The following is a 13438-nucleotide window of genomic DNA, read 5'->3' as shown; positions in this document are numbered from 1 at the left end:
CATTCTGACACGAGCTCGTGTCAGAATGCCGGAACTGACCCCGCCCCTTGAGGGCGAACGGCTTGTCGGCGCCGATGGTCAGGTCGGCGGTCGCGATGCCGAACGCGGTGGAGGCGCTGGCGTCCTGCAGGTGCCAGCCGCTCTTGTCGCCGGATAGCTTGAAGCGCAGGCGCTCGATCACGTTGCTGCCGGTCGCGCCGGTCAGCGTCAGCTTGTCGAGCCGCGCGTCGGAGACGTTGAGGCGCAACGGCGCGGCCAGCGATTCGGGCATCTTGGCCGGCTCGGAGGGGCCGAGGCTTTGCACCGTCAGCGCGGCCACGTGCAGTTCGCTGATCGCCAGGCCTTCGGAAAAATACTGCAGCGGCGACCAGTTGATGTCGATGTTGTCGGCCGTGACGACGCTGTCCTTGCTGCGATATATCAGCCGGCCGATATGCATGCGGTGGTACAGCGAGCCGCTGACGCCGCTCACCGACACCTGCCCGCCGCTGGCGTTGGCGATGCGCTGCACCAGCTGCTGCAGGGTCGATTCGCGGCCCAGCAGCCAGAAGGCGCCGGCCAGCAGCGCCACCAGCACGGCCAGCGAAATCAGCACGCGGCGCGGCCAGCGGCGGCGCCGCGCGGCGGTGGCTTCGGCTGCCGGCTTGTCGTTATTGTCAGCCATCAGAAGGTAAATCCAAGTGAGAAGTGCAGGCGATATTTTTTCACCGCGTGGCCGTAGGCGATGTCCACGTTGATCGGTCCCACGGGACTTTTCCAGCGCCCGCCGACGCCGTAGCCCGACTTCGGATGCAGCGCGCTGAACGTGTCGCCCGCGTTGCCGGCGTCGTAGAACACCGCGGCGCCGTACGACGGCTTGAACCAGTACTGGAACTCGGCGCTGGCGGTGGTCAAATAGCGTCCGCCGGTGATGGCGTCGCCCTCGCGCACGCCCAGCTCCTGGTAGGCGTAGCCGCGCACCGACTGGTCGCCGCCGGCGCGGAACAGGTACACCGCCGGCACGCCGTTCTTGTCGCGCGAGGCCAGCGCGCCAAGTTCGCCGCGCAGTATCAGGTTGGTGCTCGTGCCCAGCGGCCGGTACCACACGGCGCGCGCATAGCCGCGCACGAACGCTTCGTCGGTCAGGATGGGCAGCAGCGCGCCGCCCAGCTGCGCGTTGAGCGCGTAGCCCTTGGTCGGGAACAGCAGGTTGTCCAGCTTGCGCCAGGTGACGCCGTACGTCAGCGGCAAGCTCTTGCTGGTGGTCGACGGGAGGCTGTCGACGGTCTTGGTCTCGGTCAGCAGCTCCAGCGTCAGGCTGCGTTCGAGCAGCGGCGTGCCCCAGGCGCGCTTGCCCGCCACGCTGGCCACGCTGGTCACCTCGCCGGAAATGTCGCTGCGCTCGAACGACGCGCCGACGCTGTCGTTGTAGCCGTCCGCCGTGGTGGGGAAGTAGAAGTCGCTGCGCGCCGTCTGCTTCTTGGTCTCGAGCGTCAGCGCGCTTTTCATGCGCAGTCCGAATACCGACAGGTCGTCATAGGTCAGCGATGCGCGGTTGCCGGTGTTGGTGCTGAAACCCAGGCCGGCGCTGACGTTCTTGCGCTTGTTCTCGGTCACGCGCACCAGCAGCGGCAAGGGCGCCATCGCCGATCCGGCGTTTTGCGCCGGCGTGGCGCCGGCCGCGTCGAGCTGCTCGTTGAGGATCGCGCTGGTGTCGGCGCTCACTTCGACGCTGCTGAAGTAGCCGGTGTCCTGCAGGCGCGACTGGTAGGACTGCAGCGCCGCTTCGCTGTAGTAGTCGCCGGGATGGATTTGATTCAGGTTGCTGACGATGGCCGGCGGGTAGCGCTTCAAGCCTTCGATGCGCAATTCGCCGAAGCGCAGCTCCGGGCCGCTGTCGAGCACCACGCGCAGCGCCGCCAGATGGTTTTCCGGATCGACCGTCGCCAGGCTTTCGGTCAGCTGCGCGCGCGGGTAGCGCGTCTGCACCACCTGGCGCAGCAGGCCGCGCTTGGCCTGTTCCCAGTCGACCTGGCGGAACACCATGCCTTTTTTCAGCGTCCATCCGGCCTTCAGCGCCTGGGTGTCGAACTGCTTGTCGGCCGCCAGCCCTGGCACCGGCGCAAAGCCCTGCAGCACCAGGTCGATCTCGCCGACCCGGACCGGCTCGCCCGGCTGCACGCTGATTTGCACGGTGGGGGTGTCGTTCTCGCCCTTGCGCTCCAGCCGCGCGCTCACCACCGGGGAGTAGTAGCCGTCGGTGGACACCAGCGTCTTGACCTGCTCCGGCGCCACCCGCACCAGGCGTTGCAGCTGTTCGCGGTCCATGCGCGCGTTGCCGCGAAAGCGCACCAGGTCGAGATTCTGCTCCAGCAGTTCGCGCAGCGGGCCAGGGGCGTCGATGCGGACGTCGTACTTCAGCTCCTCGGCCGCCACGGGCAGAGTCAGGCCGGCCAGGGCTACCGCCGCAACGAGGCCGCCGGATACTTTTGCCACAACTTGTGCCAAAATTCGTGATCCTGCCAATATATTTGCTGGCGATGCCGGTAACATGAGACTCCATCAGGGTGTACGCTAGCTGTCATGTTACCGGAATGCTTCAAAAGATGGCGTACTTATAACGTTGCAAGAAAGAAGAGTAATGCTGCCTACCGATTCCGCTCTGGTCCTGTTTAGCGGTGGACAAGATTCCACCACCTGCCTGGCCTGGGCGCTGAAGCACTACGCCCGTGTCGAAACCATCGGCTTCGACTACGGCCAGCGCCATGCCGTCGAGCTCACCGTGCGGCCGACCGTCATCGAGCGCCTGCGCGCGCACTCGCCCGAGTGGAACGCCAGGCTGGGCGAGGACCACATGATCGACCTGTCCCTGATCTCGGAAATCTCGCAGACGGCGATGACCCACGACATCGCCATCGAAACCCAGGCCAACGGCCTGCCGAACACCTTCGTCCCCGGCCGCAACCTGCTGTTCATGACGGTGGCCGCCACCGTGGCCTACCGGCGCGGCCTGACGGTGCTGGTCGGCGGCATGTGCGAGACCGATTTCTCCGGCTATCCGGACTGCCGCGACGACACCATGAAGGCGCTGCAGGTGGCGCTCAACCTGGGCATGGACACGCGCATGAAGCTGGAAACGCCGCTGATGTGGCGCGACAAAAAACAGACCTGGGAACTGGCGCGGGAACTGGGCGGCCAGGCGCTGGTCGACCTGATCCGCGACGGCACCCACACCTGCTACCTGGGCGAGCGCGGCGCGCTGCACGACTGGGGCTACGGCTGCGGCACCTGCCCGGCCTGCGCCCTGCGCGCGCGCGGCTACCGCCAGTTCGCGGGCACCGAGGTGTAGATGGCTCCCGCCGCCCAGGCACGGCTGCGCCGGCTGCTGCAGGAAATGCTCACGCCGGGCGTCCTGCCGGTGCTGGTGCTGGCCGGCTGCCTGAGCGCGACCGGCATGCTGTGGCAGGGCGCGCAGCAGGACGCCGAGCAGGATGCGCAGGCGGACTTCGACGGCCGCACGCGCGAACTGGTCAACAACCTCGACCAGCGCCTGCAAACCTATCTGCAGGTGCTGTACGGCGTGCAGGGGCTGTTCGCCAGCTCCAGCGAGGTCGAGCGCGAGGAGTTCCGCACCTACCTGGCCGGGCAGGAGCTGAACCAGCATTTCCCCGGCATCCACGGCATCGGCTACATGGCGCTGGTGCCGCAGGCGCGCCGCGCCGCGCACGAGCAGAAAATCCGGCTCGGCGGCCATCCCGATTACCGCGTGCAACCCGAGGGCATCCGCGAGTGGTACGCGCCCATCGTCTACCTCGAACCGTTCGACGAGAACAACCGGCGCGCCTTCGGTTTCGATGCAGCCTCGGAGCCGGTGCGCCGCGCCGCGCTGGAGCAGGCGCGCGATTCCGGCCGGCCCGCCGTCAGCGGCAGGATACGGCTGGTGCAGGAGACGGCCGAGCCGGCGCAGGCGGGCTTCCTGATGGTGCTGCCGCTGTACCGCCACGGGCAGCAAACCGGCACGCTGGCCGAGCGCCGCGCCGCCATCGACGGCTGGGTTTATGCGCCGTTCCGCGTCGGCGACCTGATGGCCGGACTGGGCGGACCGCGCGCCGCCGCGCTGCACGTGGAAATCTTCGACGGCGCCGGCATCGCGCCGCAGGCGCTGATGTACGACAGTCATCCGGGCGGCGCTGCCGGCCGGCGCAGCAGCCGGCAGCAGTTCAGCATTGCCGGCCACCGCTGGACGCTGCGGGCGACGGCCGTGCCGGGCGCGGTGGCGGTGCACGACAAGGCGCTGCAGATCACCGCGGCCGGTGTGTCGCTCAGCCTGCTGCTGGCCGGCCTGACCTGGCTGCTGGCACGCGGCCGCGTGCGGGCCCGCAGCGCGCTGGCCCGCGCCGAAGTGCTGGCCGGCGAACTGCGGGAGGGGCAGGCCACCTTGCTGGTACTGGCCGACGGCGCCCAGCGCAGCCAGGCGATGCTGCGCAGCATACTGGACTCGACCATCGACGGCATCCTGGTGGACAACCTGAAGGGCTCGGTGCTGAACGCCAACCGGCGCTTTCGCGAATTGTGGAACCTGCCCGAGCACCTGGACTGGCAAAGCGACGGCGCCGTGCTGATGGAGCACATGGCGCGGCAGATGCTGCACCCGGGCCAGGGCCTGCCGCTGGACACGCCGCAGCACACCTTGCCGGGGCTGCAGCGCGGCACGCCGCTGGAGTCCCGGCACGAGTTGCTGCAGCTGAAGGACGGCCGCGTCATCGAGCAGCACACGCGCGGCCTGCAGCTGGGCAGCGAGCCGGCGCGCATCTGGTCGTTCCGCGACATCACCGAGCGCACCCAGGCCGAGCAGCGCGAGCAGACCCGGCGCCACGTGCTCGAGCTGCTGGCCACCGGCGCGCCGCTGCAAACCATCCTCGAGAGCGTGGTGCTGGGCGTCGAGGCGGACAACGAGGAAATGTTGTGCAGCATCCTGCTGCTCGACGAGACCGGCGAGCGGCTGCTGGTCGGCGCGGCGCCCAGCCTGCCGGCCTTCTTCAACGCCGCCGTGCACGGGCGTTCCATCCGCGACGGCAAGGGCGCCTGCGGCGAGGCGGTGCTGACCCGCAGCCGCGTGGTCATCGAAGACATCCGCGCCGCGCCCAGCTGGATCGAGTACCGCGACCTGGCGCTGCAGGCGCGGCTGGGGTCGTGCTGGTCCGATCCCATCTTCAGCGCCAACGGCAGCGTGCTGGGCACGTTCGCCATCTACCACCGCGACGCCCGCGTGCCCAGCCTGGCCAATATCGCGCTGATCGAGCAGGCGGCGCGGCTGGCCGGCATCGCCATCGAGCAGGCCCAGGCGGCCGTCGCGCTGCGCGCCGGCGAGGCCCGCTTCCGCAGCCTGTACGACCACGCGCCGGTGGCGCTGTGGGAGCAGGACTGGTCGGCCGTGCGGGCGGCGCTGGCGGAGCTGACCTTGTCCGGCGTGGACGACATCGGCCGCTACCTGCAGGCCAACGTCAGCCAGCTGCGGCAGCTGGCCGCGCTGGTGCGCATCCTCGACGTCAACGCCGCCGCGCTGCAGCAGGTCGGCGCGGCGCCGGGGCGCAAGGATATCTCGCAGCTGAGCCTGGCACAGAATTTCGACGCCGCCGCCATGCCCAGCTTTGCCATGGCGCTGGCCGCGCTGGCCCAGGGCCAGCACTTCTTCGCCTGCGAGGGCAGCTTCGAGCGGCTCGACGGCGTGGCCCGCCTCAACCAGCTGACCCTGCTGGTGATGCCGGGCCATACGCACAGCCTGGATTTCGTCATCGTCTCGACCCTGGACATCACCGAGCGTCGGCGCATGGACGACGAGCTGCGGGTGCTGGCCACCACCGACTTCCTCACCGGCCTGCCGAACCGGCGCGAGTTCATGCGGCGGCTGGCCGACGAGCAGGACCGGCTGCGGCGCGACATCGGCGGCTGCGCGGCGGTGCTGCTGCTCGACGTCGACCATTTCAAGCGCATCAACGACGAGCACGGCCATGCGGCCGGCGACGCCGTGCTGCGCCAGCTGGCCGAACTGATGCGCGAAGGCCGGCGCAAGATCGACATGCCGGGCCGCATCGGCGGCGAGGAATTCGCGATTTTATTGCCGGGCACGGGATTGGACGATGCGGCGGTGTATGCCGAGCGGCTGCGCCAGCGCGTGGCCGCGACGCCGATGCGGCTCGACGGCGACGCCGGGCGGACGGTGACGGTGACGGTCAGCATCGGCATCGCGGTGGTGGCGGGGAAGGATGCGAGCGGCGACGCGGCGCTGGTGCGGGCCGACCAGGCCCTGTACTGCGCCAAGCATGGCGGCCGCAACCGGGTGGAACTGATGGAGCAAGAGGCGGATCGGCCGGGAGTTCAGGTCCCGGCCGCTTCCGATTGAAACGGTGGTGCTATGCGTGATGCCGGTTCAGACGGCGTGTTCCATCATGGCGCGCTGGCGTTGCTTGCGGGAGCGGCCGGCGAAGATCCAGTAGATGCCGACCGGGATCAGCAGCGGCAGCATCAGTGGCGACATCGCCGCCAGCAGCACCGCGGCGCCCAGCACCAGGGCGCTGACCATCAGGATGCCGAGGCCGGCAAACAGCACGCCGACAAACACCGCCGCGCAGGTGACGGCCACCGCCGCGATCAGCACGCCGCCGCCGGCGAACACGATGCCGAGCAGGGCGCCCAGCGGGCCGTCGATCTCGTCGCCGTCGATGTTGACGTGCATGCCGTCACCCAGGATGGACTGCCAGGCGGCCACGGCCAGCAGGAGGATAAAGGCTGCGAAAACCAGTTTTTTTGCTTTGCTGTTCATGGCTGACCTCGTCGGTGGTTTATTCGTTTTTTGTTCGTTTGCCGTTTGGCATGGTTGAACTGTACCGGGGCGCCCCGGCGCCAGCCAGCGGATTGCGACAGACCGGCAAATTTGCGGGATGGAACGACATCCAGCGGCGACGAGCGGGATGAGGGACGAATGTTCCTTGATTTAAAGTTATCCCTGCCTATACTGATAACCTGACTTGCGCAGGGAGGGCTTTAACATGGCTTGGCTAGAATTGAGCGAGGGTCAATCGATATCCTCGGTTTGCAACCGTACGAGGCGCCAGCGTAGCGTCCAGCACCTTTCCGGCGGGGGACCCAAGGGCCCGCCATCGGCACCGCCGACGATTCCGCCTATCATCATTACGCCATTCAGTTATCAGATGCCGGAACCGGCCATCGATCCGCGCATCACGCCGCTGCGGCCGCCGATCGCCGAACGGCCGCCTTGCATGACCTGTTAAGACCACGGTCCTGGTTGCACAAAAAACCGCGCCCGCGGGTTTTTGTGCTGGCCGCTCAGAAGGCGTGGCGCATGCCCAGCGCCAGTCCGCGGACGGTGGCGCCCGGGCTGACCGTCAGTCCGTTGATGGCAAAGTCATAGCTGCCGTTGCGCTGGTTCGCCAGCCGGGTGTAGAACAGGAACAGGCTGCTGCGCCGGGACAGGGCGTAGTCGTAGCCGGCCGTGTAATGGGTGGCGCCGGTGTCCTCGCCCTTGCGGATGAAGCCGACCTTTTGCCCGTCCGGCGCGCTGCCGGTGCCGTCGCCTGCGCGCGCCACGCCCAGGCGCAGGCCGTGCGGGCCGATCTGGTGGGTGACGGCAATATACGCCGCGTTGCGCTCCAGCGTGCCGGCCGCGGTTTCATACTTGAGCCGTTCGCCGATCAGCGCCACCCGGGTGTCGCCGAAGCGGTAGGCCGCCGCGATCTTGGCACCGCTGTCGTTGCCGCCCCTGCCCTGGTAGTCGTGGTGGCGCTCGTATGCCGCGGCGGCATACCACGGACCCCGCTCCCAGACCGCCGCCGCCGACGTCAGCGCAGGCCTGGCGCCGCCGGCTGGACGTTCCTCGTTCAAGCCGTGGGCCAGGCGCAACTGCAGGCCATGCCACTGCGGCGACCAATAATGCACGCTGTTCTGCTGGCGGCGGTCGAAGGACGAGGTGTCGCTGACGTTGTCGCTGGTGGAGGCCGAGCCGTTGCCCATGATGCTCATGTAGCCGGCCGTGGTCGGGTAATACGGGTCGAGGCCGGCGGTGGCGCCGTTGTACGGCGTGACCCAGTTGCCGGCGAACAGCGTGCCGGCCGCGCCTTCGAGGCCGACGCGGGTGTCGCGCGCGGCCGGGCTGCCGGCGCCGGTGTCCGGCGACAGCGTGCCTTCGATCTGGAAGATGGCCTTCAGGCCGCCGCCCAGGTCCTCGCTGCCGCGAAAGCCCAGCACCGAGCGGTAGTTGCTTTCGCGCACCATGCTGACGGCCTGGCCCCTGGCGTCGGCCGTGCTGCGCATGCTCTCGAGGCCGAGGTTGAGGCGGCCATATACCTGCACGTCGCCGCCTTGCGCATGGGCAGGGCCGGCCGTCGCCAGCACGGAGGGGACCAGGACCAGGATCGGGACGAGATTGCGCTTCATTGACGACTTTCTATTGTTGTTAACCAGCGTGGCGCTTATTATTTCACCCCCACCCATATTTCGACACGAGCCATAAGCATGAGTAATCACTACCCCGATCCGGATCAGCAGCAGGACGACGACGCACCGATCCAGCAAGACCGCGTCTGGCAGGGCAATGGCTGGACCGCGCGCGTGATCAAGAACGAGGACGACGAGGGCTGGGCGGTGGCGATGATCAAGGATGGCGAGCCGGAGCCGGCGCTGGTCGGTCCGTGGACCATGGGCCGCGACAAGAAAAATCCCAAGCCGCTGGACGTCAACGCCTTCAACACGCTGGTCAAGACCGCCAATGAAGTGTTGCGCCGCCACGAACAGCAGCTGCATGCCCAACTGCACAAGAACCTGTTCATCAGCACCGACGACGGCCAGGTCAAGGTCACGCTGGACATCGTGCCGGACGAGGACGACCCCTACGCCAAACTGAGCGCGTTCGACCAGTACGGCGAGCAACTGGCGCAGGTGCGGGTGGCGCCGACGTTCAAGCTGAGCCCGTCCAGCGCGTCGGCCTGGGTCGAAAATAGTTACAAAAAACCATAGTTTTCTACATCATTTTTTATTTACTAAAGTTAATATTTCGTTAAATAAACGTGTAAGTAAATGTAAGATCCAATCGTGCGCCCCCGATTAAAAGTGACGTGCCTGCTACATTTTGATCTCCTGTGCGGTGACTTTCATGCCGCACTTCTTGTTATTAAGGAGAATCTCTATGCGACAAATAAAAACCTTGGCTGGCGCAGTTGTCATGGCCGGTGCCGTCTTGCTGTCCCAGTCCGCGATGGCGGCGGACATCAGCAAACCGGACACGGCGTTGGACCTGAGCGGCGGCTCGGCTTTCTTCGGTCATAACATCAACATCAGCAACGCCGGTAACACTTTTGCCGACCGTTTCACCTTTAACTTGTCCGGCGCCAGCTTGCTGACCACCGACACCTCGTCCTTCTCCAGCAGCGCCATGAACGGCCTGGATATCCTGAGCCTGGCCCTGTTCGATTCGAACGGCCTGGTGCAAAAAGGTACGCAGGTACTGACTGGCTCCACAGACTATTGGACCCTGGCCACTGCCCCCCTGGCTGCAGGTAGCTACTACCTGCAGATCAGCGGCACCGTGCTGTCGAAAGGCGCCGGCGTCTACTCGGGCGGCACCACCGTGACGGCCGTGCCGGAACCTGAAACCTACGGCATGCTGCTGGGCGGCCTGGGGCTGCTGGGCGTCGTGGCGGCCCGTCGTCAGCGCAAGTCAGGCGACACCGCTTAAGCGTCCGCGCTCAAGAAAACAGCCAGGCCGTCCGGACGGCCTGGCTGTTTTTTTTTGTGCAGACCGGGCCCGACCTGATAGTATTTCCCATGTGCATGAACCCTACATAGGAAACCCGATGGAAAGTCGCCTCACCCGCCTGGAAGCCGTCCAAACGATGCTGCTTGAAATCGGGCGGAAGTCCAGCAGCTGCACCGATATCAGCGAATTCCTGCAGGCCGTGCATGCGGCGCTGGGCCGCATCATGTATGCGGCCAATTTCTTTGTGGCGCTGAGCGACCGCGACGGCGCCGTCAACATGGTGCGCTTCGTGTATTTCGTCGACGAGGTCGACGAGCCGCCCAGCCGCGACGAACTGTTCGAGCTGGTGCCGGGCGAATCGCCGACGGCGGCGGTGATCCTGAGCCGCGAGAACATGGTGATGACGGCGGCCGAGCACGTCTCCAGGCGGGAACACAACGCCGCCTTCGGCATCGGCACCATCGCCGAGCACTGGATGGGCTGCCCGCTGCTGGACCAGAACCACCAGGCGCTGGGCGCCATCGTGATCCAGAGCTACGACAAGCAGCACACCTTCAGCGAGGAAGACCAGGCGCTGTTCGCGCTGATCGCCACCCAGGTCTCGAGCGCGCTGCAGGGCCTGCAGAGCATGGACCGGCTGGAGCGCGCGGTGGCCGAACGCACCAGCCAGCTGCAGCACGAGGTGGCCGAGCGGCGCCGCGCCGAGAACATCCAGCGCGCGCTGTACGAGCTGGCCAACCTGTCGGCCACCGCCACCGGCGGCAGCCGCCTGAACATGCGGCTGCACCAGATCATCAGCGAGCTGGTGCCGGCGCAGAACTTCCTGATGGCGCTATACCACCCGGACACCCGGGAAATCAGCGTGCCGTATTTTGTCGATGAAAAGGATGCCCAGGCGCCGGTCAAGCGTTTCGATTTCGGCATCGGCATGTCCTCCTACATCCTGCAGCGCAAGCAGGCCATGCTGCTGGACCGCGGCGCGCTGAACGCGCTGATCGCCAGCGGCGAGCTGGAGCACCCGCTGGGCAGCGTCGACATCGCCAGCTGGATGGGCGCGCCGATGCTGCTGGGCGACACGGCCTACGGCGTGATCATCGTGCAGAGCTATGACGACTCGGTGATCTACACCCAGGCCGACCTCGACATCCTGGCCTTCATGGCCAGCCACGTGGCGGTGGCGATCGCGCGCATGCGCGCCGAGAGCGAGATCCGCCGCGCCAAGGACGCGCTGGAAGAACAGAACGCGGCGCTGGAGAATGCGCTGACGTCGCTGAAGGATGCGCAGGGCGAGCTGGTGCGCCAGGAAAAGCTGGCCTCGCTGGGCCGGCTGGTGGCCGGCGTGGCGCACGAGATCAACACGCCGCTGGGCATCTGCGTGACGGCCACCAGCCACCTGGTGGAAGAGCTGAAGCTGACGCGCGAGGACATGGCCGCCGGCACGCTGGACGAGGACGGCCTGAACCAGTTCTTCGACATCATCGACCAGTCGCTGCGCATCATGACCACCAACACGCAGCGGGCGGCGGCGCTGGTGCGCAGCTTCAAGCAGGTGGCGGTGGACCAGTCGTCCGACGACATCCGCAGCTTCAACCTGCGCAAGTACCTGGACGAGGTGCTGCTGTCGCTGCAGCCCAAGCTGAAGGGCAAGCCGGTGGTGGTGGAGATCGACTGCCCGGCCAATATCGAGATGGCCAGCTTCCCCGGCGCGGTGTCGCAGATCGTCACCAACATGGTGGTCAACTCGCTGGTGCACGGCTTCGAGGAGGGGCAGTCGGGCAAGATCAGGATCACCGGCAAGGTCGACGGCGACTTCGTCGACTTCGACTACAGCGACGACGGCGCCGGCATGGACAACAGCACGCTGGCGCAGCTGTTCGATCCCTTCTTCACCACCAAGCGCGGCACGGGCGGCAGCGGGCTGGGCGCGCACATCCTGTACAACCTGGTGACGGGCGCGCTGGGCGGCACCGTCAAGGTGGTCAGCGCGCCTGGCATGGGGCTGCACTACAAGCTGCGCTTCCCCAAGATCAAGCGCAAATAATCAGTCGGGGAAGCGCTCGTTGATGGCGACGGCGCGGTCGATGTTCTGCACCAGCAGGTCGACATAGACCGGGTCGAGGTGATGGCCGGCCACTTCCTGCAGGTGCTCGACCACCTTGTCGATCGGCCAGGCTTCCTTGTAGCAACGCTTGTGCATCAGCGCGTCGAACACGTCGGCCACGGCGACGATGCGCGCGTACAGGTGGATGTCGTGGCCCTTGAGCCCTTGCGGGTAGCCGCTGCCGTCGAATTTCTCGTGGTGCTGGTGGGCGATCACGGCGGCCGCCTTCAGGATGGGGCGCTGTGAGCCGTCGAGGATGGACAGGCCCACCGCCGGGTGCTGCTTCATGATTTCCCATTCGGCCGCGTCGAGCTTGCCCGGCTTGAGCAGCACCGCGTCCGGCGTGGCGATCTTGCCGATGTCGTGCATCGGCGCGGCGTGGCGCAGCACGGCCGTTTCGTCGTCCGGCATGCCGGACGCCTGGGCCAGCAGGTAGCACACCTCGGACATGCGGCGCACGTGGTTGCCCGCCTCGTTCGAGCGCGACTCGACCACGTCGCCGAGGCGCAGGATCAGCTCGGCCTGGGTGTCGGTGATCTCCTGGGTCAGCAGGATGTTGTCGAAGGCGATGGCGACGCCGGAGCAGAACACTTCCAAGAGCTTGGTATCGATCTCGGAGATTTCCTCCACGCCCTTGAGCACCAGCAGCGACGCCTTGCCGCTGTTGTTGGGGAAGTAGCCGATGTAGGTGTCGCCTTCGACGCGCGAGATCTTGTTGCTCTTGGCGACGTCGAGCTGGGCCAGCACGTCGGGGCTCAGCAGCGAGCCGTCCTCGTCGCCGATCTGGGCCAGGATTTCGTACTCGTTTTCGCCGCTGATGGCGGTGGCGCCGCGCAGGCGCAGCAGCATGCTGTGCTCGAGGCGCAGCAGCGCGACCACCTGCTGCAGCAGGCCGTTGGCGAAGTCCTTCAGGTTGCGCTGCTGGAAAATATGGGCCGAGGCGGCGATCACGCGCTCCAGGCCTTCGCGGTAGTTCAGCTGCTGGCGGCGGGCTTCCTCGACTTTCATGATGTCGCGGTAGGCGCGCAGCGCGGCGAAGGTGGTGGTGAACAGCTTGGTGCGGTCGAGCTCGGTCTTTTCCTTGTAGTCGTTGATGTCGTAGTTGACGATCACGCGTTCTTCCGGCGCCTGGCCGGGCTGGCCGGTGCGCAGCACGATGCGGGTGAACTGGTTGTCGAGGTCTTCGCGCATCCAGCGCGCCACTTCGAGGCCGCTGTCTTCCTTTTCCATCACCACGTCGAGGAACACCAGCGCGACATCGGCCTCGCGCGCCAGCACTTCCTTGGCCTCGGCGCCGCTGTAGGCGTGCACGAAGCTCAGCGCGCGGCCATCGAGGCGGAAGCGGCTCAGCGTCAGCTTGGTGATGTCATGAATGTCCGGTTCGTCATCGACCAACAGGACTTTCCAAGGGGCTAGCTTGGGTGTAGCAGAAGACAAGAAAGACATAAGGGCGAGTTCCGCAAAATGGCACTACTGTATGATTTTTTTCGATTGTAGTCCGACCCACAGTTATTAACAACAGGCAATAAAAATACCTGTTGCTCTGCACAACACTTCCCACGCCAACCGGGCTGAACCTATTGTAC

9 protein-coding genes and 1 pseudogene are annotated in these 13438 nt (G+C 66.4%); 5 read left to right on the top strand and 5 right to left on the bottom strand.

The genetic code is table 11. The features are described 5' to 3' along the window. Together ACCD07_RS14170 and ACCD07_RS14165 are read right to left on the bottom strand one after the other, a co-directional pair. Positions 1–664 (bottom strand): annotated as a pseudogene (locus tag ACCD07_RS14170) (hypothetical protein); the annotation flags it as partial. Further along, a complete protein-coding gene (locus ACCD07_RS14165; RefSeq protein WP_413447699.1) occupies positions 664–2532 on the bottom strand; it encodes an autotransporter assembly complex protein TamA in 1869 nt (622 codons plus the stop codon). The gene ACCD07_RS14165 and the pseudogene ACCD07_RS14170, both read right to left, overlap by 1 nt. A gap of 88 nt (positions 2533–2620) precedes the next feature. Between ACCD07_RS14165 and queC the strand changes: the two genes are divergently transcribed. Further along, positions 2621–3328: a 7-cyano-7-deazaguanine synthase QueC gene (queC, locus tag ACCD07_RS14160; RefSeq protein WP_413447698.1), complete on the top strand. Its 708-nt coding sequence runs from the start codon at positions 2621–2623 to the stop codon at positions 3326–3328. Next, positions 3329–6382 carry a CHASE domain-containing protein gene (locus ACCD07_RS14155; protein ID WP_413447697.1) on the top strand — a complete coding sequence of 1018 codons (3054 nt, stop codon included), beginning with the start codon at positions 3329–3331 and terminating at the stop codon, positions 6380–6382. It abuts the gene before it with no gap. Positions 6383–6409: 27 nt separating this feature from the next. Here ACCD07_RS14155 and ACCD07_RS14150 read toward each other — a convergent pair whose 3' ends face one another. After that, positions 6410–6802, bottom strand: coding sequence for a hypothetical protein (locus tag ACCD07_RS14150; protein ID WP_413447696.1), 393 nt, complete (start codon positions 6800–6802; stop codon positions 6410–6412). Positions 6803–7326: 524 nt separating this feature from the next. Beyond that, complete coding sequence (locus ACCD07_RS14145; protein WP_413447695.1) at positions 7327–8433, bottom strand: porin; 1107 nt, start codon at positions 8431–8433, stop codon at positions 7327–7329. 78 nt (positions 8434–8511) lie between these two features. Here ACCD07_RS14145 and ACCD07_RS14140 point away from each other — a divergent pair, with 78 nt between their 5' ends. The 3 genes from ACCD07_RS14140 to ACCD07_RS14130 all read left to right on the top strand — a co-directional run bounded on the left by ACCD07_RS14140 (position 8512) and on the right by ACCD07_RS14130 (position 11792). Further along, positions 8512–9012, top strand: a complete 501-nt coding sequence (locus ACCD07_RS14140; protein WP_353404106.1) for a hypothetical protein — start codon at positions 8512–8514, stop codon at positions 9010–9012. 169 nt (positions 9013–9181) lie between these two features. Continuing rightward, positions 9182–9730 carry an FxDxF family PEP-CTERM protein gene (locus tag ACCD07_RS14135; protein ID WP_353404107.1) on the top strand — a complete coding sequence of 183 codons (549 nt, stop codon included), beginning with the start codon at positions 9182–9184 and terminating at the stop codon, positions 9728–9730. A 118-nt stretch (positions 9731–9848) separates the two neighbouring features. Next, positions 9849–11792 carry a GAF domain-containing sensor histidine kinase gene (locus ACCD07_RS14130; protein ID WP_353404108.1) on the top strand — a complete coding sequence of 648 codons (1944 nt, stop codon included), beginning with the start codon at positions 9849–9851 and terminating at the stop codon, positions 11790–11792. On the opposite strand, the gene ACCD07_RS14125 is transcribed toward ACCD07_RS14130, so the two are convergent. Next, complete coding sequence (locus tag ACCD07_RS14125; protein WP_176655393.1) at positions 11793–13298, bottom strand: DUF3369 domain-containing protein; 1506 nt, start codon at positions 13296–13298, stop codon at positions 11793–11795. Positions 13299–13438 lie beyond the last annotated feature (140 nt).

The sequence above is a fragment of the Duganella sp. Dugasp56 genome, from assembly GCF_047304105.1.
Classification (GTDB): Bacteria; Pseudomonadota; Gammaproteobacteria; order Burkholderiales; family Burkholderiaceae_D; genus Rugamonas; species Rugamonas hordei.
This window is presented reverse-complemented; position numbering and strand designations above follow the sequence as displayed.